Source organism: Paenibacillus sp. FSL R7-0302, assembly GCF_038006885.1.
Taxonomy (GTDB): Bacteria; Bacillota; Bacilli; order Paenibacillales; family Paenibacillaceae; genus Paenibacillus_AQ.
Genome location: NZ_JBBOWB010000001.1, coordinates 5,711,400 through 5,730,674, shown reverse-complemented (window position 1 = coordinate 5,730,674; position 19,275 = coordinate 5,711,400). Strand labels below are relative to the sequence as shown.

At 54.5% G+C, this 19,275-nt stretch carries 17 protein-coding genes; 16 read left to right on the top strand and 1 reads right to left on the bottom strand.

The genetic code is table 11. From position 1 onward, the window contains the following. The 11 genes from MKY96_RS24755 (at nt 1) to MKY96_RS24705 (ending at nt 14,150) form a co-directional block, all read left to right on the top strand. Entirely contained in the window at nt 1–840 is an 840-nt protein-coding gene (locus tag MKY96_RS24755; protein WP_340944119.1) for an aldo/keto reductase, read from the top strand. A gap of 157 nt (nt 841–997) precedes the next feature. Next, nucleotides 998–1,894, top strand: a complete 897-nt coding sequence (locus MKY96_RS24750) for an SDR family oxidoreductase (protein ID WP_340944118.1) — start codon at nt 998–1,000, stop codon at nt 1,892–1,894. Between the two features lie 226 nt (nt 1,895–2,120). Beyond that, nucleotides 2,121–2,822, top strand: a complete 702-nt coding sequence (locus tag MKY96_RS24745) for an ABC transporter ATP-binding protein (RefSeq protein ID WP_340944116.1) — start codon at nt 2,121–2,123, stop codon at nt 2,820–2,822. Nucleotides 2,823–2,832: 10 nt separating this feature from the next. Next, entirely contained in the window at nt 2,833–5,394 is a 2,562-nt protein-coding gene (locus MKY96_RS24740; RefSeq protein WP_445671456.1) for an FtsX-like permease family protein, read from the top strand. A 596-nt stretch (nt 5,395–5,990) separates the two neighbouring features. Next, entirely contained in the window at nt 5,991–7,736 is a 1,746-nt protein-coding gene (locus MKY96_RS24735; protein ID WP_340944114.1) for a peptide-binding protein, read from the top strand. A 120-nt stretch (nt 7,737–7,856) separates the two neighbouring features. Beyond that, nucleotides 7,857–8,828, top strand: coding sequence for an ABC transporter permease (locus MKY96_RS24730; RefSeq protein ID WP_340944113.1), 972 nt, complete (start codon nt 7,857–7,859; stop codon nt 8,826–8,828). 59 nt (nt 8,829–8,887) lie between these two features. After that, on the top strand, nt 8,888–9,847 hold the full coding sequence (locus MKY96_RS24725) for an ABC transporter permease (RefSeq protein ID WP_340944767.1): 960 nt from the start codon (nt 8,888–8,890) through the stop codon (nt 9,845–9,847). Beyond that, nucleotides 9,814–10,830, top strand: coding sequence for an ABC transporter ATP-binding protein (locus tag MKY96_RS24720; protein ID WP_340944112.1), 1,017 nt, complete (start codon nt 9,814–9,816; stop codon nt 10,828–10,830). The genes MKY96_RS24725 and MKY96_RS24720 overlap by 34 nt, the downstream gene beginning before the upstream one ends. Further along, nucleotides 10,827–11,852 (top strand): ABC transporter ATP-binding protein, encoded by a 1,026-nt coding sequence (locus MKY96_RS24715; protein WP_340944110.1) that lies wholly within the window; start codon nt 10,827–10,829, stop codon nt 11,850–11,852. The genes MKY96_RS24720 and MKY96_RS24715 overlap by 4 nt, the downstream gene beginning before the upstream one ends. A gap of 300 nt (nt 11,853–12,152) precedes the next feature. Continuing rightward, the gene (locus MKY96_RS24710; RefSeq protein WP_340944109.1) at nt 12,153–13,460 is read left to right on the top strand and encodes a hypothetical protein; all 1,308 of its coding nucleotides are present in this window, start codon (nt 12,153–12,155) and stop codon (nt 13,458–13,460) included. A gap of 33 nt (nt 13,461–13,493) precedes the next feature. After that, nucleotides 13,494–14,150, top strand: coding sequence for a M48 family metallopeptidase (locus MKY96_RS24705; RefSeq protein ID WP_340944107.1), 657 nt, complete (start codon nt 13,494–13,496; stop codon nt 14,148–14,150). 32 nt (nt 14,151–14,182) lie between these two features. Here MKY96_RS24705 and MKY96_RS24700 read toward each other — a convergent pair whose 3' ends face one another. Continuing rightward, entirely contained in the window at nt 14,183–15,058 is an 876-nt protein-coding gene (locus MKY96_RS24700) for a GNAT family N-acetyltransferase (protein ID WP_340944106.1), read from the bottom strand. 262 nt (nt 15,059–15,320) lie between these two features. Here MKY96_RS24700 and MKY96_RS24695 point away from each other — a divergent pair, with 262 nt between their 5' ends. From MKY96_RS24695 to MKY96_RS24675, 5 genes are all read left to right on the top strand, one after another. After that, nucleotides 15,321–17,246 carry an asparagine synthase-related protein gene (locus MKY96_RS24695; RefSeq protein WP_340944105.1) on the top strand — a complete coding sequence of 642 codons (1,926 nt, stop codon included), beginning with the start codon at nt 15,321–15,323 and terminating at the stop codon, nt 17,244–17,246. A gap of 28 nt (nt 17,247–17,274) precedes the next feature. Beyond that, on the top strand, nt 17,275–17,400 hold the full coding sequence (locus tag MKY96_RS24690) for a paeninodin family lasso peptide (protein ID WP_036694602.1): 126 nt from the start codon (nt 17,275–17,277) through the stop codon (nt 17,398–17,400). 178 nt (nt 17,401–17,578) lie between these two features. Beyond that, on the top strand, nt 17,579–18,517 hold the full coding sequence (locus MKY96_RS24685; protein WP_340944102.1) for an aldolase: 939 nt from the start codon (nt 17,579–17,581) through the stop codon (nt 18,515–18,517). After that, on the top strand, nt 18,514–18,819 hold the full coding sequence (locus MKY96_RS24680) for a lasso peptide biosynthesis PqqD family chaperone (RefSeq protein ID WP_340944101.1): 306 nt from the start codon (nt 18,514–18,516) through the stop codon (nt 18,817–18,819). The genes MKY96_RS24685 and MKY96_RS24680 overlap by 4 nt, the downstream gene beginning before the upstream one ends. After that, nucleotides 18,816–19,274, top strand: a complete 459-nt coding sequence (locus MKY96_RS24675) for a lasso peptide biosynthesis B2 protein (RefSeq protein WP_340944100.1) — start codon at nt 18,816–18,818, stop codon at nt 19,272–19,274. The genes MKY96_RS24680 and MKY96_RS24675 overlap by 4 nt, the downstream gene beginning before the upstream one ends. Nucleotide 19,275 lies beyond the last annotated feature (1 nt).

The following is a 19,275-nucleotide window of genomic DNA, read 5'->3' as shown; positions in this document are numbered from 1 at the left end:
ATGACGAATCATATTCCGGAAGTACTGCTGAACGATGGAATGAAGGTGCCTGCGATTGGCTTTGGTACCGCGTGGATCAAGGGCGCGAGGGGTGTAGAGAGTCTGAAGACAGCGCTGGATTTAGGTTATCGTCTCATCGATTCCGCATTCAACTATGAGAATGAGGGTGTTGTCGGGGAGGCGGTGCGGCAGAGCGGCGTGGCCAGAGACCAGCTGTTCATTACCTCGAAGCTGCCTGGACGCCATCACAAGTATAATGAAGCGCTCGAGACTATTGAGGAATCGCTGTACCGGGCAGGGCTGGATTATTATGACCTGTATCTGATCCACTGGCCGAATCCCAAGGTGAACCTGTATGTGGAAGCATGGCAAGCACTGATTGATGCAAGGGCAAAAGGGCTGATCCGTTCTATCGGAGTCAGTAACTTTTTGCCGGAGCATCTGGACCGTCTGATCAAGGAGACGGGAGTGGTACCGGCTATGAACCAGATCGAGCTGCATCCCTTCTATCAACAGGCGGAGCAGCGTGCGCATCATGAGAAGCACGGAATCATCACAGAATCCTGGAGTCCGCTGGGACGCGGCACGGAGCTGCTGAAGAATGAACAGCTAAGTGCGATCGCCGCAGTCCATGACAAATCGGTCTCACAGATTGTTCTGCGCTGGCATGTGCAGCTGGGAGCGGTTCCGATTCCAAGATCGCAGTCGGAGGAGCATCAGCGGGAGAATCTGGATATTTTTGGCTTCGAGCTGTCAGAGGCTGAGATGAAGGTGCTTTCTGAGCTCCCGTCCACCGGACCGCTGTGGGACCAGGACCCGGCCGTGTACGAGGAGTTCTGATCCATTGAGGTTATACAGATATGGCCCCTTGCTTTTTGGCAGGGGGCTATTTTGTTACGGCGCTCATACATAATTCGTTTAGGAAAAAGGGAAGCTGGTTACATAGAAAGAGTCAGAAGCCTACACAATCAGAAGCGAACAGAGGAGGAATATTATCATGAGTAATCAATATAAGATTCAAGATCCTGTGCAGCAATATGAAAAGGCGACACCTGAATTCGAGCAGCAGCAGCCCAGTCCGGGCTTAGAAACGAAAATGCACCCGCGTCCCGATGACGGAGCGGGCACCTACAAAGGCAGCGGGAAGCTCACTGGACGGAAGGCTGTTATTACGGGAGCGGACAGTGGAATCGGGCGGGCGGTAGCGATTGCTTTTGCCCGTGAAGGCGCCGATGTGGTGCTGGCCTATCTGCCGGAGGAAGAAGCTGACGCGAAGGAAGTGGTTAAGCTCATCGAGGAAGCCGGACGCAAGGCGGTGGCCCTGCCGGGTGATCTGAAGGACGAGAAGTACTGTGAGCAGCTGATTGCCAAGGCCGTAGAGGAGCTGGGCGGAATTGATATCCTGGCTAATATCGCCGGTAAGCAGCAATTCGTGAAAGACATCGCCGATTTGACCACTGAACAGTTCGATGCTACCTTCAAAACGAATGTCTACTCGCTCTTCTGGCTCTGCAAGGCAGCAGTGAAGCACATGAAGCCCGGCAGTACGATTATTAACACTTCATCCATTCAGGCTTATGAGCCTTCAGAGATTCTGCTGGATTATGCGACTACCAAAAGCGCGATCAATACCTTCAGCAAAGCGTTCGCCCAGCAGGTGGCGCCTAAGGGAATCCGGGTGAACGTGGTTGCCCCCGGACCGGTGTGGACTCCGCTTCAGGTAAGCGGCGGACAGCCGGAGGAAGTCCTGAAGCACTTCGGAGCTAAGACCCCGCTGGGACGCCCCGGCCAACCTGCCGAGATGGCTCCGGCCTATGTGTTCCTGGCCAGCCAGGAATCAAGCTATGTCAGCGGTGAGACCCTGAATGCCAACGGCGGAATGCCGACCCCATAAATAAGAATGAGTAACAACACCCGTGAGCAGGAACCTCCGTCAGGAGGTTTTTTGCTGTGGGGGGAATACTCGCTGGCAGTCTGCGTCAATTGGATTCAGCGGAGGCGGGGCGGCCTCTCCCCACTTTTGCAATCATAGGGGGTTCATGTGCTACACTTGAGTCATTGAATCGTATCTGCCAGTTCTGGTGTATTAGCGGTTTGTGGAGAAGACAGGAGGAGACGGCATGGCATTCGTAACGGTGAAGGGCGAGTATAAGCGCTATAAGATGGGGGAGACCCTGATTGTCGCCAATGACGGCATTGAGTTCGAGATTGAAAAGGGTGAATTTGCTGTAATTGTAGGGCCCAGCGGGGCGGGGAAGTCAACGGTGCTTAACATACTGGGCGGGATGGATTCCGCCGACGAAGGCCAGGTCATTGTGGACGGTACTGACATCGCACGTTTCAGCGCCAAGGAATTGACCGGCTACCGCCGTAATGACGTGGGTTTCGTATTTCAGTTCTATAATCTGGTCCCTAATCTGACCACTCTGGAGAATGTCGAGCTGGCCTCGCAGATCTCGCCCCGGGCACTGGATGCCCGGAAGGTGCTGGAGGATGTGGGCCTTGGCGCGCGGCTGAATAACTTCCCGGCCCAGCTCTCAGGCGGAGAACAGCAGCGCGTGGCTATCGCCAGAGCGCTGGCGAAGCAGCCGAAGCTGCTGCTCTGTGATGAGCCGACCGGTGCGCTCGATTACAATACCGGCAAGCAGGTGCTTAAGCTGCTGCAGGATACCTGCCGCGACACCGGCACAACAGTGATTGTGATCACGCATAACCTGGCGATTGCTCCGATGGCCGACCGGGTTATTGAGATCAACAACGCCAAGGTACGGAAAATGGTGAAGAACGAAGCACCGGTATCCGTAGAAGATATTGAATGGTAAGGAGCCGGGAATGATGAAGAAACAGGCATTATGGAAGGATGTTTTTCGGGAGATCCGCCGCACCAAGGCGAGGTTCCTCTCGATCTTTGCGATTATTATGCTGGGGGTCAGCTTCTTCTCCGGGATCAAGTCAGCCGGGCCGGATATGCTGGATACCGCTGCGACTTATTATAAGGATCTGCGGCTGATGGATCTGCGGGTCCAGTCCACTTACGGGCTGTCGGAGCAAGGGATTAAGCAGCTCCGGGGGATTCCCGGGGTGCAGACGGTTCAGCCTGTATACAGCTCTGACGTATTTCTTGGCGACAGCGGGCTGATTGCCAAGGTCTATTCGTATGCGGACAATAATGAACTGAACAGCTACAAGCTCACCGCCGGGCATCTCCCGGCAGCCCCGGGAGAGATTGTGCTGGATGAACACCTGCGCGAACAGGAAAAATTCAAGCTCGGTGATTCCATTACCTTCGGCGGGGAGGCTGGGGAGAAGCCCGAACAGAGCTTCCGCACCAAGACCTATACCGTAGTAGGGTTCGCGCAGAGCCCGCAATATATTGAGACCGCGAACCGCGGAACCAGCCGGATCGGCAAAGGCACTGCCGATGCGTTCGCCGTCATCCCGGAAGGGGATTTCACACTTCCGGTGTATACGGAGGCCTATCTCAGCTTCAAGGATACGGCTGCGGAGACGGCCTATACTCCGGCCTACGACACGTTGGTTGAGCGCCACCTCACAGAGACAGAGGAAGCGCTGAAGGATTACCCGGCGCAGCGCCTGGAGGAGCTGAAGGCGGAGGCGGTAGCAGCGGCCAAGCAGGCGGCGGTTCAGCAGGGGGCGCAACAGCAGACGCAACAACAACAGGCAGCATCCGCCGCACAGAGCCAGCCGGAGCTGCCCAAGGTATACGTGGCTGACCGTACGATTAACCCGGGATACGCCGAATACAAGGATAATGCGGACCGTCTGTCCGCGATTGCGTCGGCTTTTCCGGTATTCTTTTTCCTGATTGCCGCGCTTGTCAGCTTAACCACGATGACCCGCATGGTGGAGGAGCAGCGGCTCCAGATCGGGACGTTGAAGGCACTCGGATACGGCGCTATGGACATAATGACCAAGTTTCTGGTGTATGGAACACTGGCCAGCCTTACGGCATCCATTGCAGGCCTGGCAGTCGGCTTCACGTTCTTCCCGGATCTGATCTATAATGCCTATAGCTCGCTCTACAACCTGCCGGATGTGATCAAGAGCTTCTACCCTTCTTACGCCGTTATTTCCATAGTCGTGGCGCTGATCTGTACAACGATGACGGCGATGATCGCTTCACGGGTGGAGCTGCGGAGCAACGCGTCTGTGCTGATGCGGCCCAAGGCACCGAAGAGCGGACAGCGTATTATGCTGGAGCGCTTCAAGTTCCTGTGGACCCGGCTCAGCTTCGTGCAAAAGGTCACGGCCCGCAACCTGTTCCGCTACAAGCAGCGGATGTTCATGACCGTTATCGGGGTGGCAGGCTGTACCGCGCTGATCCTCACCGGCTTTGGGCTGAAGGATTCCATCGGCAGCATCGCCGAGCGGCAGTTCGGCGGCATTATGAAATACAGCGCCCTGGTCGCCCTGCACGACAATGCAACGGCCGCAGATCAAGCTTCCTATAAGGAACTGATTGAACAGGAGACTGCAGTTACAGGCACGCTGAATGTGCTGCAGGAGGCTACGACGGCCCGGGCCAAAGGCGTGAACGACCAGGAAGTGCGGATCTTTGTTCCCTCGGATACAGCTGAGCTGGCGTCTTTCGTTAATCTTAAGGACCGCAGCACCGGTAAGCCGCGTGTACTCAGTGACGAGGGCGCGGTCATTACAGAGAAGCTGGCCAAGCTGTATGATGTGGCACCCGGGGGTACGTTGACGCTTCTGGACAGCAACAATGAGCCATTCCAGATCAAGGTAGCGGCGGTCACCGAGAACTATGTGCTGCATTATGTGTACATGACTCCGGCTTACTACACAAAGGTGTTCGGCAAGGAGCCGGTCTATAATATTCAATTATTGAATTACAGCGGCAAGGATAAGGAGTGGGAGAGTGCCTTCGGGGAGAAGCTGACTGCGAATGGACAGGTGGCCTTGGTCAGCTTTTCCAGCGGAGTGGGAGAAGCGTTCGAGGGAACCATGGACAGTATGGATATCGTCATTGTGGTGCTGATTGTCTCTGCTGCCGCGCTGGCCTTCGTAGTTCTGTACAACCTGACCAATATTAACGTGTCCGAGCGGGTCCGCGAATTGTCTACGATTAAGGTGCTCGGCTTCTATGATAAGGAAGTCACTCTGTATATTTACCGGGAAAATATCCTGTTGACCCTGCTCGGCATCCTGTCCGGCAGTGCCCTGGGGGTGATCCTGCACCGGTTCGTCCTGTCAACTGCCGAGCTGGATGCCACCATGTTCGCTCCGCTCATCAAGTGGCAGAGCTACATCTATGCAGCCTTGCTGACCATACTATTCTCAGGCATCGTAATGGCATTCATGCACATCAAGCTCAAGCGGATTCATATGATTGAAGCGCTGAAGTCGGTAGAGTAGTTCAGTCACGATTTTGTCAAAAAAGATAAAAAAAGCATCAGCATATAAGGAAGGATAATGAGCCGGGGGCAGAGGGAGCCCGGAGCCGTTATCCTTCTTTTTTTGTGCCTGAAAAGCGGGCGATGACAAGGAAATAAGTGCTGAAACATGCGGAATTATAATGCACAATGTCGAAAAAAAGCGAAAATGATAGAAAAGTGTCATTAAAACTAACCTTATTAAACTCATTGTAATTATGAGAAAAAGAGTTTTTTGCATTTTTTCCAAGATACATTGGAAGTAAATGTTTCAAGAGCAAAAAAGTAAGATTCCGCAGCGATAAATAAATATATTGACGTAAGATATATTCACATGTAATATAAACCATAATTTATCAGGGAAGTTGTAAGGCTTCCCGCCGGGAATGTTGTCCCTGACCTTAATTGACCCTCGGTCTATTCATCGCATTTCTACAATATATATCATGTGTGATGTTATATCACATGTAATGCGAAGGCGGTCATTAGGGGCTAGGCGCATAACGATCCGGAGCATCCCAGTCTCCCGAGAAGCTTTGAAGAGCAGGTACAAGCACTTAACTAAGGAGGAGTAAAGGAATGGCGAAAAAGAGAAAATGGTGGTCAGGTTTACTAGTATTATCGTTGGTAGGGGTTCTATTTACAGGTTGCAGTACGAATAACACTGCAGGTTCTTCAACAAGCGCGCCTGCAGCCACTACAGCTCCGGCAGAGAGTACGGCGCCTGATGCTACGGAAGCACCTGCGGCTGACGCGCCTGTTGACGGCGGAACACTGGTTACAAGCTCATTCTCCGATATTGTTAATATTAATCCCCTCTTAGTTAATGACACCGCGTCTGGTGATGTGGCCCAGTTCGTCTTCGCCAAGCTGTACAATCTCGACCGTGAAGGCAATGTACAGGCAGAGGATTGGTCACTGGCTGCCGCACTGCCGGAGATCTCTGAAGATGGCTTGACCTATACTGTGAAGCTGAAGGATACCGCCAAATGGAGTGACGGCCAGCCCGTCGTCGCAGATGATGTAATCTACACCGTTGAAATGGCCAAGAATAAGGAGACAGGCTCTCCGCTGATCAGTGCCTTTGACAAGGTGAAGAGCGTTGAGAAGGTGGATGACCACACCGTCAAGATCACAATGTCCCAAGTCTATGCGCCGTTCCTGTATGCGCTGGTCCAGGAGATTGTTCCAGCCCATGTCCTGAAGGATGTGAAGCCGACCGAAATGCAGAAGAACCCCTATGGTACTGATCCGGCCAAGACCGTTACAAGCGGACCGTGGAAGTGGACAGCCTGGAAGCAAGGCGAGAGCCATACCCTGGATGCTGATCCGAACTACTGGGGAACCGTGAAGCCTCATATCGCTCAGGTGATCTACAAGATCTATGCTGACCAGAACACTGAGGTTCAGGCGATTATGAAGGGCGACACGGATCATATCAGCGCGATTCCGGTAACCCAGGTTGAAGCAGTTAAGGCTGACGGGAAAATCGATATCATCCAGAAGCCGGGCGCGCAGTACGAATATGTTAACTTCAACTTTGACGGCAAGAACTTCCCGGATGGCTACGGCCTGTTCCAGGGACAGAAGACCAGACAGGCGATTGCCCATGCCTTGAACCGACAAGGAATGGTGGATAATATCCTGAAGGGCGTAGGCGCGCTGATGAATGCGCCGTTCCTGCCGGATACCTGGGCTGACCCGGGTGATGCTGCTGTGAACTATGATTACAATGCCGAAACGGCCAAGAAGCTCCTGGCTGAAGACGGCTGGGTTGCGGATGCCAAGGACGGCATTCTGGTCAAAGACGGCCACCGCTTCTCCTTTGAGCTGCAGTATAATGCCGGCAACAGCCGCCGTGAACAGGTAGCCGCTGTTATCCAGCAGAACCTGAAGGATGTCGGCATTGAAGTGAAGCCTAAGGCGATCGACTTCGCTGCATGGATTGACCAGAACGTAACGCCGGGTAAATATCAGGCCCTGCTGCTGGCATGGTCCCTGAATACACCGGACCCGGATGCAGAGAGCATTTTCTCCTCCAAGTACTTCCCGCCTGCGGGACAGAACAGCGGCTGGTATAAGAACGAGAAGCTGGATAAGCTGTGGGTAGACGGATATTCCACGGTAGATCAGGCTGAGCGCAAAGAAATCTACAAAGAAGTAGGTAAGGAAATCTCAACCGACCTTCCTTATGTATTCCTGTATCAGTATGGTCAGGCGATCGGAACAGGGCCTAGAGTGCACTGGGCAGAGGAGGACGCTCCAGAGCCGTCACTGGGCTACGGACAGTTCTTCCACGCTATCAAATGGTGGGTAACCGAGTAACGTACCGACTAACTGAATAGACTTGCGGGAGGTGAAAGAGAATCTCTTTCACCTCCCCCTTTTGTATAAATAGGGGGCCTTCCGTAATCTATCGCCTTACCATCTCTAGGAGGCTAGCCAATGACAGAATATCTGATACGTCGAGTGCTTCAATCGGTACTGGTCATCTTTCTGATTACCATACTGACCTTTCTTCTCATCCATGCAGCTCCGGGCGGCCCTACGCAAGTGATGCTCGCGCCGGGCCTGACACCGGAAATCTTCGAGCAGCAGGCCAAGAACCTGGGTCTGGATCAGCCGATTCATATCCAGTATTTCCACTGGATCGGCGACCTGCTGCAAGGAGATCTGGGGTATACCTTCAAGAACCATATTGCCATCTCGGACCTGCTGTGGCCGCGTATCGGCAATACCGTAATCCTGATGGGCGCGGCTTGGCTGGTATCCCTGCTGATCGCTATCCCCTGGGGAATCTATAATAGTACCAAAGTCTATGGTTTATCGGATCAGACGGCTTCCTTCATTTCCTATCTGGGCTTCGCCATGCCGACCTTCTGGTTCGGGATTCTGCTGCAGCAGTGGCTGTCGCTCAAGCTGGACTGGTTCCCATTGTCGGATATGCATACAAGAGGCAAGGAAGGCAGTATAGCTGATTTATTCATGCATCTGGTGCTGCCGGTAACGGTGCTGGCGCTTGGGTTCCTGGCCTCTTATATGAAGTATGCGCGGGCCAGTATGCTGGAGGTGCTGGATCAGGATTATATCCGTACAGCACGGGCCAAAGGCGTCAAGGAACGGAAGGTCGTCTTCCGCCATGCCCTGCGCAATGCGCTTATTCCAATTATTACGATACTCGGCCTTGATCTTCCGATCCTGGTAGGCGGGGCTGCACTAACAGAGAATGTATTCAACTGGCCGGGAATGGGCCGTTGGTTCGTAGAGATGGCCACTGCACGCGAATATTCGGCACTGATGGCTGTGACTATCGTAACGGCTGTGATGGTCGTCATTGGCAATCTGCTGGCAGATATATTGTATGTCGTAGTTGATCCCCGGGTGAAGCTCGGTAAGCAAGGGGGGAAGGCAGCATGAGTACAGACAATACAGAGCTTACCAAAGGGAAGGTATCCAAGCCGCTGGGAACGCCGGATATGAGTCCTATGCCGGGCGGAACTGACCCCGAAATTCCGGTGGTGGATTTGGACAGACCTCCCGGCCCGTGGAGAGTGCTGTGGAAGAAGTTTTCGCGCAATCCTTTTGCTATGGGCGGGTTGATCGTCCTGCTTATCTTTGTGCTGCTGGCGATCTGCGCACCGTTCCTGACCTCCTATGGGCCGGAGAAGATTGATCTGATGTTCGCCAACCTGAAGCCTGGAGCGGAGGGGCATCCCCTTGGCACTGACGAGCTGGGCCGCGATATTCTCAGCAGACTGCTGTACAGCGCACGGATTTCGCTGCTTATCGGTTTCTCGGTTGCTTTTGTATCCGTGCTGGTCGGATCGGTGGTCGGAGCCATTTCGGGTTACTTCGGCGGATTCGTGGATACGGTATTCATGCGGATTGTTGACGTCATGAACTCCGTCCCATCCCTGTTCCTGAATATCCTGGTGATGGCGCTGTTCGGAACACAGATTAAATTCATGATCCTGATTCTGGCGTTCACGAGCTGGATGAGTATTGCCCGGCTGGTCCGGGGAACCTTCCTGCAGCTGCGGGAGATGCAGTATGTGGAGGCGGCCAGAGCAATCGGCGTATCCAGCTGGGGGATCATCTTCCGGCATCTGCTCCGCAATGCGAGCTTCCCGATCATTGTCAATGCGACCTTAATGGTCGGCGGCGCGATTCTCAGTGAATCCGCGTTGTCCTATCTGGGTCTTGGTATTCAGGCTCCGGCTACGAGCTGGGGGCTGATGCTCAGCAACGCGCAGGAGTTCATGCTGATTGATCCGATGCAGGCGGTGTATCCGGGCTTTTGCATCCTGATGGTGGTGCTGGCGGTTAACTTTATCGGCGACGGCATCCGGGATGCCCTTGATCCCAGACAGCAAGTGACCAAATCCCGGAGGAGGCTGGAACAATGGCGCAAAAACTACTCGAAATCCGGAAATTGACCGCCGGCTTTGCAACAGAGAAGGGATTGCTCAAAGCAACCGACGGCATCTCTCTTACTGTGGACAAAGGCCAGACGGTCTGTATTGTAGGCGAATCGGGCAGCGGCAAAAGTGTCACCTCGCTGGCGATTATGCGCCTGATTGATTATGCGGGCGGTATGATCCTGGATGGAACCATTGACTTCCATGGACAGGATCTGGGGGCGAAGAGCCAGGAGGAGATGCGGGAAATCCGCGGTAACCAGATTGCAATGATCTTCCAGGACCCGATGTCTTCGCTGAATCCGGTCTTTACCATAGGGGAGCAGATTGCGGAGAGTCTGCGGCTCCATCAGAACAAGAGTGACTCGGAAGCGTTGAGGCTGGCGGTTGATCTGATCCGGCTGGTCGGCATACCGGCCCCGGAGATCCGTGCGAAGCAGTACCCGCATGAGCTGTCCGGCGGGATGTGCCAGCGCGTAGTCATTGCGATTGCGCTGGCCTGTAACCCCGAGCTGCTGATTGCCGATGAGCCGACCACCGCACTTGATGTTACGGTCCAAGCGCAGATTCTGGATCTGCTGCGCAAGCTTCAGTCGGAGCTTGGCATGTCCATCCTGCTGATCACCCACGACATGGGGGTTGCCGCCGAGATGGCTGACCGTATTGCTGTGATGTATGCGGGAGCTATAGTGGAAGAGGGGGGTGTGGAAGAGATTTTCGACCATCCCAGCCATCCGTATACGGTAGGTCTGCTCCAGTCAATTCCGGGGTTTGAAGGCGGACGCGGAGGCGAGCTCTATACGATCAGCGGAACAATTCCGCCGATAGGGCAGCTGCCAGCGGGCTGCCGCTTCCACCCGCGCTGTCCGCATGCCATGGATATCTGCAGAAGCGAGGAGCCGCCGGATTTCATGATTACAGGCGATCACCGGACCGCCTGCTGGCTGTTCAAGGATAAGCCGGTGTCAGCGGATACCAGCAGGGAGGCGAAGCGCGCATGATGAACAAGACAGCAACTATACCGGACCGTAAGCTATCGTCCTCCTCAGAAGTACTGGTGGAGGTTAAGGACATTAAGAAGTATTTTCCGATTACCAAGGGCCTGCTTAACCGGACCGTCGGGCAGGTGAAGGCGGTAGATGGAGTCAATCTGGCGATCCGCCAAGGTGAGACGTTCGGGCTGGTCGGGGAATCCGGCTGCGGCAAATCCACCTTCGGACGGGTACTTCTCCGGCTGCAAAGTGCGACCGGGGGGCAGGTGTTATTCAAGGGCCAGGATATCCATTCGCTGGGTTCGCGTGACATGCGGAAGCTGCGGGAAGAGATGCAGATTATTTTCCAGGACCCGTTCGGGTCGCTGAATCCGCGCTTCCTCGTCAAGGATATTATCGGCGAGTCGCTGCGTATTCACTGGAACATGTCCGGCAAGGAGATCGATGCCCGGGTGGTTGAACTGATGGAACTGGTGGGTCTGGATGCCAGCCGCCGGAACCGCTATCCGCATGAATTCTCCGGCGGACAACGCCAGCGCATTGGCATCGCCCGGGCGATTGCGCTGAATCCGCAGTTTATTGTGGCCGATGAGGCCGTGTCCGCGCTTGACGTATCCGTGCAATCCCAGGTCATTAACCTGCTGATGAAGCTGCAGAAGGAGCTGGGTTTAACCTTCCTGTTCATCGCGCATGGTCTTAACGTTGTCCGTCATATCTCTGACCGTGTGGGGGTCATGTACCTGGGCAAGCTGGTGGAGGTGGGGGAGACGGAGGCGCTGTTCGCGGCCCCGCTGCATCCGTATACTGCCGCCCTGCTATCGGCCATTCCCAAGCCTACACCACGGCGTAAGCAGGAGCGCATTATGCTGGAGGGAGATGTGCCCTCCCCGGCCAATCCGCCCTCGGGCTGCCGGTTCCATACCCGCTGCCCGTTCGTCCAGGACAAATGCCGTTCGGTGGAGCCGCTGCTGGAAGAGGTCCTGCCGGGCCGTCCGGTAGCCTGTCATTTCCCGCTGCTTCCGAAATCCTGATCAAGGATTACCCTGTGCTGTACCGAAGAGGGACACTGCTGAATCTTACGCGGTGTTCCTTTTTTGATTTTGGGGCGCCCCGCAAAGTACCTGAGTCATCACCTACGCTAAAGCTCCACTTTGTGGGGGTATTTGGTTTGGTCGCCTCAAACTAATCATTGTGCTACAGGCATTTCTATAAGAAAATGAGGAAAAGACAACGCAAACGTTGCGGAACCGGAGGCTATGGTGAAAAAGGTCAATACAGTAATTTCAGCACTCTTTATCCTTGTTATGATAATAGCTGGCTGGGTATGGGCAGTGTCAGTACATACCTGGACCCTGGCGGGGACCATGGCTTCCCTGCTCTGTCTGGTCCTGTTTATCTGGACAGGCCTGCGGGCCATCCCTGCTATAACCGGGTACATTCTGAGCCCCGGCGCACTGCGGACGGTGAATACGGACGACTCGCCGGAGGAACGGCAGCGGATCTGGTGGAAGATTGTGCTGTGGGTGATATTCAGCCGGGTGCTGCTAATCCTTGCGGCTTATGTATTCTGGGTGCTTCGGGAGGGAGGCTCCGGCAGCCTGTTCTCCCGCTTCATTGAGATGTGGCATATCCGCGGAATTGATGCCATGTCTTATCTGGGCATTGCCGAGCGGTGGTATGTGACGGAGGGAGATCCAAGATTTCATATTGTGTTTCTGCCGTTCTTCCCCGTGATGATCAAGCTGGCGCAGTTCTTCACAGGCAATTATATGGCTGCCGGATTTGCCGTAGCCAATCTCTGCACGCTTGCGGCGGCGTTGTTCGCTTATGAGCTGGCCCGGCTGGATATGGGACGCAGGAATGCCCTGCGGGTGGTGAAGTACGTCTTCATCTTTCCGTCAGCCTTCTTTTTCTTCCTTCCCATGACAGAGGCGCTGTTCCTGCTGCTCTCCCTGATGGCGCTCTTGTTTGTCCGCAAAAAGCGCTGGCTGCTGGGCTGCCTCTGTGCGGCGCTGGCCGGATTCACCCGTTCCCCGGGGATTCTGCTGGCCGTGCCGATTGCCGTGGAATTTGCCAGGGAGCTGGCTGCTGGCTACAGGTCAATGGACCGGAAGGCTTTTACGAATAAGCTGATCTTGGCCGTTGTCTCCCTGGTGAGCGTCTCCTTCGGTCTGCTGGCTTATCTCTACATCAATTACAATGTGACGGGCAACGCGTTCCAGTTCAGTATTTATCAGCGGGAGCACTGGTCGCAGCGGTTCTACTTCTTTTTCGATACCGTGAGATATCAGATGGAATATGCGGTCAATACCTTCAAGGATGCCGATTACCGGTCGTTCCTGGGACTATGGCTGCCGAATTTGTGCGCAATCTTCCTGGTGCTGTTCATAATGCTCCGCAGTACGAAGAAGCTTAATCCCGCCTACATGGCGTACCTGATCGCCTATTTCGTCTATGTGGTGGCCCCGACTTGGCTGCTGTCCGCTCCGCGTTATTTCGCTGTTGCTTTTCCGCTGGCGTTCGCGGCTGTGCTGTTGACGGAGGATAAGAAGTGGAAGGATATCCTGCTCACTACGCTATTTATTGCGGGGGGTCTCCTGTATCTGGCGGTGTTTGTATCCGGTTATCCGGTATATTAGTGTGTATTAGAAATTACAGAAACGATGGTGGCTATGCAGATTCAACTAGAAGATCAGATGGTTACGTTACATGTCCAGTATGCCAAGCGCAAGAAGCTTTCCGTAACGGTGGACGGCTCGGACCTCATTACCGTTAAGGCGCCCAAGGGAACGAGTGAAGAGACGATCCTCGGTGCGGTAGCAAGTCTAGGCCCGAAGATTCTGGAGAAGCTGCGCAGCAATGCGGCAGCCCGGCAGGTGCCGAGGGTTAAGGCTTATGAGGGAGACGAAGAAGCCTTCTTGTACTTGGGGAAGGAGTATGCGCTGCATGAGCTGATCGGGGACCGGCAGGCGGATGCGGAGGAGCTGAAGCTTGCGCTGAAGAAGTTCTATACGGCCAGTCTGAAAAAAATCATCGCAGAGCGCATCAAGCCCTACCAGACGCAGCTCAGAGTGAAGCCGAAGAGTATGGAGATTGTGGAGTCGCGGACCAAGTGGGGGAGCTGCAGCTTTGACGGCAAGCTGACGTTCAACTACCGCCTGGCCATGGCGCCGCCCGAAGTGATCGACTATGTCATCATTCATGAGCTGTGTCATCTGCTGCATATGAATCATGACCGCTCCTTCTGGCGGCGCTTGGGCAGTATTATGCCGGACTATAAGGAGAAGGAGGCCTACCTGGCCCGGCAGGGGCAGTTCATGACGCTATGAACATTTTACAAGGGTAAAAGTGTAGCGTACGCCTAGGCGATGGAAGTAGCCGGATGCTTAACGTTCGCAGGATATTGCTGCCCGCCCTGAGTGCGGACGAATAGGCCCTCTGAATGGCTGCTGCCTGACAGCTCCAGGCCATCATCATCAGGAGTGAAGTGAAAGACAATCGTCTCCGTGTCGCTGTCTGCAAGCTTCAGGGCAATTTCGCGGCAGGAGACGGGCTGTGCGCTGATTAGATCGAAGAGCTCAAGCTGCCCATTCTCCTGCTGGCAGATGGCAATGAGATTCTCGTCCTCCAGGTAATAGAGCTGGTCGCTGAATACGTTCAGGCAGTAGAACATCAATAGTCCATGGGCGCCGGCGATGCCAAAACGCTCAGATACCGGTACCCGCTGCGCTCCAAGGGTAGAGACCAGACTCAGATCACGCGGATCGGCAAGATCCAGCTTGCGGATTGCCGCAGATCCGGCAGTGCCCCCGGGGCAGGCCATGGAGAAGATCTGTTCTTCCACCGGGTGGAAGCCGAATTTAGGATAGAACTCCAAGACTGACTCATTGGCAAAAAGATACATGAATTCACACGCTTGTCCATACTCCTCCAGCACCTTGTCCATCAACCGGGCAGACAGGCCGCGTCCTCTATAGTCAGGATGAGTCATCACCGTTCCGATCTGCACAGCAGGGGACTTCACTCCATTAATGGTTAGCTCCAGCAGATTTACCGAGACATTCGCCACGATCCGGTTTCCCTCCGCGTAAGAATATGGAACATACTTATCCGTCCAGAAGCCCTCCTCATACCAGCGCTCCAGCTCCAGCTCGAACGTGTCTTTTGCCAGCCCCAAAAAGCTATTCCGCAGCGGCTCTATATCTTTGTAATCCCTAACAAACTTCAATTCTTGCATGGTCTATCACTCCATATCATATATTTGTTACCCCTACAGTATAAGCCATTATATCCCATAGGTCATATTTCAGGGTTCCAATACCACAGATTTTAACTATAGTCAATACGCTAAAGGATACCTTAAAGTACTCTCTGGTACTATTCACATTTAATGGCAAGAACGTTATCTTAGGTAATAAGAAGTGTTCACTATTAAGAACCTGTTGTAATGAACCTATTACTGAAACGGTAGCGAAATTATAGACAGCTGGAGGTAACCCATGAGTGCAATCGCCGGGATCTATTCTATGCAGCATGGGCCGCTGGACCCGGAGCTTGGCCCGCGCCTGATGCAGGAGCTGCAGCGTTATCCGGCGGATGATGCCCGGGGCTGGAGTGCGGATGGGCTGTTCCTCGGGTGCCACGCACAGTGGATTACCCCTCAGTCCCGGGGCGAGGTGCTTCCTTATTATGATCCGCAGCGGAAGCTGGCGATCGTAGCTGATGCCATTATTGATAACCGCAGCGAGCTCTTCGGACAACTTCAGGTTGTCCGGGAGGATCGGGAGTCGATGCCGGACAGCCTGCTGATTCTTCTGGCCTATGAGAAATGGGGAGATCAGGCTCCGGTGCATCTGGTCGGAGATTTTGCCTTCATGATCTGGGATGCCGGCAGGCAGACGCTGTTTGGAGCGAGGGATTTCTCGGGGAGCCGGACGCTGTACTTCCACCGCTCAGGCAGACAGTTCTCCTTCTGTACCGTGATTCATCCGCTATTCACGCTAATGGATGGAGGGCACGCGCTGCATGAAGGCTGGATCTCGGAATATCTGGCGGGCCAGGGCCGGATGGATGTCGCGGATATGTTCTCCACGGTCTATCAGGGTGTGGAGCAGCTGCCCCCGGCGCATTCGATGACGGTCAGCCCGCAGGGGATTACCTTCTCCAGGTATTACACCTTCCAGACTCCGCCGCCACTCCGGCTGCGCAGCAATGGTGAGTATGAGGAAGCGTTCCGTGAGGTGTTCGGACGGGCTGTCCGGGACCGGCTGCGTACCCACCTTGAAGCTGGTGCGAACTTAAGCGGCGGGCTGGATTCAGGGGCGGTGGTGAGCTTTGCGGCGGAGGAGCTTCGCCGTACCGGCAAGCCGCTCCACACCTTCAGCTCGTATCCTCTGGATCACTTTACAGGGTTCAAGCTGGGCCAGCGGGTGACCGATGAGCGTCCATATATTCAGGAGACCATCGACTATGTCGGGAACATTGAGCCTAGCTTCTACAATTTTCCTGACCGAAGCTCATATGGCGAAATTGATGAATGGCTCGATATTATGGAGATGCCCTACAAATTCATAGAGAATTCTTATTGGCTCAAGGGCATATATGAACAAGCCGGACTGAAGAATGCCGGTGTGCTGCTCAGCGGGCAGCGGGGCAACTGGAGTATCTCCTGGGGACCGGCGCTGGATTATCAGGCGAAGCTGCTGCGTGAATTCCGCTGGTTCAGCTTTTACCGGGAGAACAAACTGTACAGCCATTCGATGGGAGTAAGCCGCAAAAGAATGCTGAAGATTGCCGGGCGCAAGGTATTCCCCGCCCTGGGCCAGCTGATGGCCGGGAAGCAGGAGGCTGCGCCGGAGCTGATCCATCCTGAGTTTGCCCGGCGGACAGGGGTGCAGGAGCGGCTGAAGGAGCTGGACCAGTCGCCTGCCTCCCAGACTGTGTACGATATCCGCAGAGAGCATTTCCGCCAGCCGCATGTCTGGAATGTGAATGGAACGGCGGCTACCAAGCTGTCGCTGAAGTACAGGGTATGGGACCGGGATGCGACGAATGACCTGCGTGTCATCAACTTCTGTATGTCGGTGCCTGAGGAGCAATACGTCCAGAACGGAATGGACCGCTCGCTCATCCGCCGGGCGATGGAAGGGCGGCTGCCGGATAAGGTCAGGCTTAACCAGACCCGGCGCGGCATCCAGGGGGCGGACGGCATTACGCGTATGCTGCCCGAGTGGCAGAGGTTTCAGCAGGAGCTGAGGGAGATGCTGCAAGACCCCCGTACTTCGTCTTATCTGAATCGTCCCGGGCTCGCCGGATGCTTGGACCGGCTGGGTAGTGAGCCCGAACCATTATTAATCTTTAACACGGATTTCCGCCTTCTTACACGAGGACTGGTGTTTTACCGCTTTTTGAAGCGGCTCTCCTGAAGGACGTTTCTTGAAAGGGGGTGACAAGATGAAAAAGGAATACAGCAAGCCTGCATTGGAAGTGTTGGATGTGAAAATGACTATGGCTGGCCCGGGGGTATCCATTGCCGATGCGTTCCAAGCCGATCCAGATGAAATCGTTAGTCACTCCTAGTCTTCCTGCATTACCGCTCAGCCCTAATCCCTCTTAGCTTGCTGGAGGGGGATCAGGGCTATCCCTTTATCCGAAGTAATGTTCCGAAACGGTACCGTCCTTTCAAAGGACAGTAATGCCGGTCCCACTTGTCATCCGCAAGACAACGGGTGAAATTGACTGAGATGGAGTGAGCAGTATGGCTGGCACAGTGCAATGCCCCGGTTATAAGGCTTTTGGCCTGCAAATCCTCAGTGAGTTCGCGCTACCAGAACTTCCCCGTACGGATCAGCCCGGAAGAATAGGCAGCCTGTCGGTAATTGAAGGCCGTCTGCTTGAGCGATGGGAAGCAATACCGAAGATTACGCCGAATCTGGGCATCGCGGAGCATGAAGTGATGTTCATGGTGAAGGGAACCGCTATTTTTTCCATACAGAACGGCAGTACGATTACAGTCTCTCCAGCAGCAGGCGCAGATCCGGATAGCATCCGCTTGTTCATTCTGGGCAGCTGTATGGGTGTAGTATTGATGCAAAAAGGCATACTGGCCCTGCACGGCAGCTCGCTTGTGCTGGATAATAAGGCTTATGCGCTGGTGGGGCGTTCAGGTGCGGGTAAATCCACGCTTGCCTCCTATCTGATGGATCAGGGACATCTCCTGGTCAGTGACGACGTTATTCCCGTGTTGGTGCATAATGGACATCCATTAGCTGTTCCAGGTTATCCCCAGCAGAAGCTGTGGCAGCAGAGCCTGGACTATTTGGGAATGAATTCGTCTGCGTACCGTCCGCTGTTTCAGCGGGAGACCAAGTTCGCCGTACCGGTACATGACCGGTTCCAGAGTGAGCCGCTGCCGCTGGCCGGCATATTTGAACTGTCTGTGGTGCAGGACGGGCCGGTGGCCGTAGAGGCGATAAGCGGCTTGGACCGGCTTCATACCTTATACAATCATACCTATCAAAAAGCGCTGGTCGACCCGATGGGTGTCAGAGAATGGCACTTCGGGCTGCTGGCCTCGTTCGTGAACCGGCTGCCGATGTACCGGCTGACCCGCCCTGAGCAGGGCTTCAGTGCACTGCAGCAGACGGAAATGATTATGGAGACGATTATGCCCAAGGTGAAGGAGATGAACCTATGAATATAAATACTACAAAAGTGCTGTCGCCGGATTCGGTACTGGTTCAACGGGAAGGTAATATCGCAAGTGATATGGACGGCGAGAAGGTCATGCTGAATGTGAAGAACGGCAAATACTACAACCTCGGCGAAGTCGGCGGTGAGATCTGGGAAGCATTGGCTTCACCGGTATCGATTCGGCAGATTGCCGGGAAGATTCAGGAGATCTTTGAGGTACCGGCAGAGCTGGCGCAGCAGGATGTCATTGATTTTGTACAGAATCTGCTGAATGAGGATCTGGTCTCCATCGTTAGCGGACCATGATGACCCTCCGGCGGCTCCGTCTCCTGCTGGTGCATGACAAGGCGTTGCTTGCGCTGCTTCCTGAGACATTATGGCGGCTGATGCTGGTCCGAATCCAGCTGTTGTTCCCCTTTGCCCGGACAGCCCCGCAGCTTGGGGTGAAATCCCTGGAGACTCCTGCAGTATCCAAGCCTTCCGATATTCGCCGCATCCAGCAGATTACCAAGGCAATCCGGGTGATGAGCCGCTATACTCCCTGGAAAAGCACCTGTATGGTCCGGGCGGTAGCCGCCCTGAAGATGCTGGAGAAGCGGGGCATTGAGAGCACTCTCTATATGGGGGTCGCCCGCGATAAGCAGGGACAAATGATTGCCCACGCCTGGCTGCGCAGCGGAGCCCATTATGTCTCCGGGGATGATGCGATGCAAGGCTTCGTGGTGGTGGAGAAGTTCGCGAAGGTGTTACAAGCCGAGTAAT

Excerpts from the sequence above, each read along its gene's own strand:
- MKY96_RS24755 (WP_340944119.1), top strand. The coding sequence starts at position 1 with ATGACGAATCATATTCCGGAAGTACTGCTGAACGATGGAATGAAGGTG.
- MKY96_RS24685 (WP_340944102.1), top strand. The coding sequence starts at position 17,579 with ATGGCTGGCACAGTGCAATGCCCCGGTTATAAGGCTTTTGGCCTGCAA.
- MKY96_RS24675 (WP_340944100.1), top strand. The coding sequence starts at position 18,816 with ATGATGACCCTCCGGCGGCTCCGTCTCCTGCTGGTGCATGACAAGGCG.
- MKY96_RS24735 (WP_340944114.1), top strand. The coding sequence starts at position 5,991 with ATGGCGAAAAAGAGAAAATGGTGGTCAGGTTTACTAGTATTATCGTTG.
- MKY96_RS24690 (WP_036694602.1), top strand. The coding sequence starts at position 17,275 with ATGAAAAAGGAATACAGCAAGCCTGCATTGGAAGTGTTGGATGTGAAA.
- MKY96_RS24695 (WP_340944105.1), top strand. The coding sequence starts at position 15,321 with ATGAGTGCAATCGCCGGGATCTATTCTATGCAGCATGGGCCGCTGGAC.
- MKY96_RS24745 (WP_340944116.1), top strand. The coding sequence starts at position 2,121 with ATGGCATTCGTAACGGTGAAGGGCGAGTATAAGCGCTATAAGATGGGG.
- MKY96_RS24725 (WP_340944767.1), top strand. The coding sequence starts at position 8,888 with ATGAGTCCTATGCCGGGCGGAACTGACCCCGAAATTCCGGTGGTGGAT.
- MKY96_RS24750 (WP_340944118.1), top strand. The coding sequence starts at position 998 with ATGAGTAATCAATATAAGATTCAAGATCCTGTGCAGCAATATGAAAAG.
- MKY96_RS24700 (WP_340944106.1), bottom strand. The coding sequence starts at position 15,058 with ATGCAAGAATTGAAGTTTGTTAGGGATTACAAAGATATAGAGCCGCTG.
- MKY96_RS24705 (WP_340944107.1), top strand. The coding sequence starts at position 13,494 with ATGCAGATTCAACTAGAAGATCAGATGGTTACGTTACATGTCCAGTAT.
- MKY96_RS24680 (WP_340944101.1), top strand. The coding sequence starts at position 18,514 with ATGAATATAAATACTACAAAAGTGCTGTCGCCGGATTCGGTACTGGTT.
- MKY96_RS24720 (WP_340944112.1), top strand. The coding sequence starts at position 9,814 with ATGGCGCAAAAACTACTCGAAATCCGGAAATTGACCGCCGGCTTTGCA.
- MKY96_RS24730 (WP_340944113.1), top strand. The coding sequence starts at position 7,857 with ATGACAGAATATCTGATACGTCGAGTGCTTCAATCGGTACTGGTCATC.
- MKY96_RS24740 (WP_445671456.1), top strand. The coding sequence starts at position 2,833 with ATGATGAAGAAACAGGCATTATGGAAGGATGTTTTTCGGGAGATCCGC.
- MKY96_RS24715 (WP_340944110.1), top strand. The coding sequence starts at position 10,827 with ATGATGAACAAGACAGCAACTATACCGGACCGTAAGCTATCGTCCTCC.